Source organism: Rhizomicrobium sp. (assembly GCF_056722145.1).
The window spans coordinates 1-3086 of the sequence record NZ_JBWZET010000371.1 but is presented as its reverse complement, the minus strand read 5'-3'; the positions used below and the strand labels follow the sequence as shown (position 1 = coordinate 3086).

Genomic DNA, 3086 nt, shown 5'->3' with positions numbered 1-3086 from the left:
CCGGGCACGAACAGCGACAGCTTGTCGAATTCCTGGATATCGACCTTGTCGAGGAACTGGCCGGAATAGGCGGTCAGCGCCATCGGCACTTCGATCGGGTTCTGCTCGCGCTTCTGGGCGGTGACGGTCACCGACTCCACAAACACCGAGGCTTCGGCGGACGTGTCGGCAGCGGTGTCGGCGCCCCACGCCGGCATGGCCGCGAGCACGGCAAGCGAGGCGCCGCAAATGAGACGCGCGCGTGAACGGATCAGCATGAATACACCCCCTGTTGGTCGCCCATCGCTAGGCTGGGACCGTGTCACTATCGTGACCGCCTGACGCCAGGATGCCACAACGCCCCGGAAATCCTACCCTGACTCAGCCGATCCGCTTGGCGCGTTCGATCAGGTCGCCCACCACGGCCGGGTCGGCCAGGGTGGAGGTGTCGCCCAGATTGCCGGTGTCGCCCTCGGCGATCTTGCGCAAGATTCTTCGCATGATCTTGCCTGACCGTGTTTTAGGCAGCGACGGCGTGAACAGGATCACGTCGGGGCGGGCGATTGGCGACAAATGCTGGGCCACGAAGGCTTTCAGCTCGTCCGCCACCGTCGGGGTAGAGGCCAGACCCGCCTTGAGGGTGACATAGGCGTAGATGGCCTGTCCTTTGACATCATGCGGGTAGGCCACCACTGCCGCCTCGGCGACTTTGTCGTTTTCGACCAGGGCGGATTCGATCTCGGCGGTGCCGAGGCGATGACCCGAGACGTTGATGACATCGTCGACGCGGCCGGTGATCCAGTAGTAGCCGTCCTCGTCGCGGCGGCAGCCGTCGCCGGTGAAGTACTTGCCGCGGTAGGTGCGGAAGTAGGTGTTGATGAAGCGCGGATGGTCGCCATAGACCGTGCGCATCTGCCCCGGCCAGGAGTCGAGCAGCACCAGGTTGCCGCTGGCGGCGCCTTCCAGCGTCTTGCCGTCGGCATCGACGAGTTCGGGGCGAACGCCGAACAGCGGCTTGGTCGCCGAGCCGGGTTTCAGATCGGTGGCGCCGGGCAGCGGCGAAATGAGAATGCCGCCGGTTTCGGTCTGCCACCAGGTATCGACCACCGGGCAGCGCTCGTCGCCGACGACGCGGTAGTACCACAGCCACGCTTCGGGATTGATCGGCTCGCCGACCGAACCGAGCAGGCGCAGCGTCGTGCGCTCGGTCTTTTTCACCGGCTCCTCGCCGTCGCGCATCAAGGCGCGGATCGCCGTCGGGGCGGTGTAGAAGATGTTGACCTTGTGCTTGTCGATCACCTCCCAGAAGCGCGACACGCTCGGATAGTTCGGCACGCCTTCGAACATCAGCGTGGTGGCGGCGTTGGCGAGCGGGCCATAGACGATATAGCTGTGGCCGGTGACCCAGCCGACGTCGGCGGTGCACCAATAGATGTCGCCGGGGCGGTAATCGAATACGACTTCGTGGGTAAAGGCGGCATAGACGAGGTAGCCGCCCGAGGTGTGCAGAACGCCCTTCGGCTTGCCGGTCGAGCCCGACGTATAGAGGATGAACAGCGGATCCTCGGCGCCGACTTCCACCGGCTGGCACACCGGTGGCACCTTGGCGGCGGCTTCGAAGTAATCGATGTCGCGCCCGGCTTGCATCGGCACCTTGGCGCCGGTGCGCTTGACCATCAACACATGGCGCACGTCCGGGCACTGGGTAAGGGCGAGATCGGTGTTGAGCTTCAGCGGCACCGTCTTGCCGCCGCGCAGGCCCTGGTCGGCGGTGATGACGAGCGTCGAGCCGCAGTCCTGGATGCGTCCGGCGAGGCTGTCGGGCGAGAAGCCGGCGAACACCACCGAATGCACCGCGCCGATGCGGGCGCAGGCGAGCATGGCGAACGCCGCTTCGGGGATCATCGGCAGATAGATGGTGACGCGGTCGCCTTTCTTGACGCCATACATCGTCAGCACGTTGGCGAAGCGGCAGACCTCGTCGTGAAGCTGCTGATAGGTGATATTCCGCATCTCGTTGGGATCGTCGCCTTCCCAGATGATGGCGGTGTGGTGCGCGTGCTTGGCGAGGTGGCGGTCGATGCAGTTGACCGAAACATTGAGGCTGCCGTCCTCGTACCAGCGGATGCGGAAATCGTCCGGGTCCCAGGATACGTCTTTCACCGTGGTGAACGGCTTGATCCAGTCGATGCGCTTGGCGACCTGCCGCCAAAATCCGTCCGGATCGGCGAGCGAGTTTGCATACATTTCGTCATAGGTGGCGCGGTCGATCATGGCGCGCTCGGCCCATTCCGGCGTTACCGGCAACAGCGTTTCGTGCATCCGTGCGTTTCCCGAGTCTCGTTTTGATTTGGAGTAATTCTATACTGACCAGAGCCGGCTTCAAGGTTAAATGAGCCGGAGTCATCGGCGTCGCATAGGCCAAATTCCGTATCGTTCCGGGCTGCTGGCGGGCGTATGACGGGGGCCGTCGCTTGGGACGAGACGCATGCAGCTACATTTGTCGACCTGGCCGGAAGTGGAAGCCTATCTTGCCCGCTGCAAGGCCATCATGGTCCCGATCGGCTCGACCGAACAGCATGGCCCGACCGGGCTTTTGGGCACCGACGCCTTGTGCGCCGAGGTCATCGCCCGCCAGGCGGGCGACGAGGCCGGTTTCCTGGTCGGCCCGACCTTCAATGTCGGCCAGGCACAGCATCATATGGGCTTTCCCGGCACCATCACGCTGCGGCCCTCGACCATGATCGCCTCGATGACGGACTGGGCCAATTCGTTCCGCCGTCACGGTTTCGAGCGCATCTACTGGCTGAACGGCCACGGCGGCAACACCGGCACCATCAGCGCCGCGATCACCGCGATCTACCACGACACCACCTTCGGCGAGGCCAACGCCCTGCGCTGCATGAGTCGCAACTGGTGGGAGCTGCCCGGCATCTCCGATCTGATCCGCGAGCTGTTTCCGGTGGGCGAGGGCAGCCACGCCACGCCGTCGGAGATTTCCATCACCCGCTACGCCTTTCCCGAGGCGATCAAGCGGGCCGACATCATGCCCAGGATCGCGCCGGTCGGCCCGGTGTTCGACGCCAAGGACTTCAAGCGCCGCTTCC

Annotated in this window: 3 protein-coding genes; 1 reads left to right on the top strand and 2 read right to left on the bottom strand. The window is 64.4% G+C overall.

Annotated features, from left to right (window positions below; translation table 11 throughout):
- Window positions 1-257 (bottom strand): hypothetical protein (locus tag AC1P6P_RS19725; RefSeq protein WP_481404155.1); only part of this gene is annotated, 257 nt, incomplete at its 3' end.
- 103 nt (window positions 258-360) lie between these two features.
- Window positions 361-2301 carry an acetate--CoA ligase gene (acs, locus tag AC1P6P_RS19720; RefSeq protein WP_481404154.1) on the bottom strand — a complete coding sequence of 647 codons (1941 nt, stop codon included), beginning with the start codon at window positions 2299-2301 and terminating at the stop codon, window positions 361-363.
- A gap of 166 nt (window positions 2302-2467) precedes the next feature.
- Here acs and AC1P6P_RS19715 point away from each other — a divergent pair.
- On the top strand, window positions 2468-3086 hold a 619-nt coding region (locus AC1P6P_RS19715), incomplete at its 3' end, for a creatininase family protein (protein WP_481404153.1).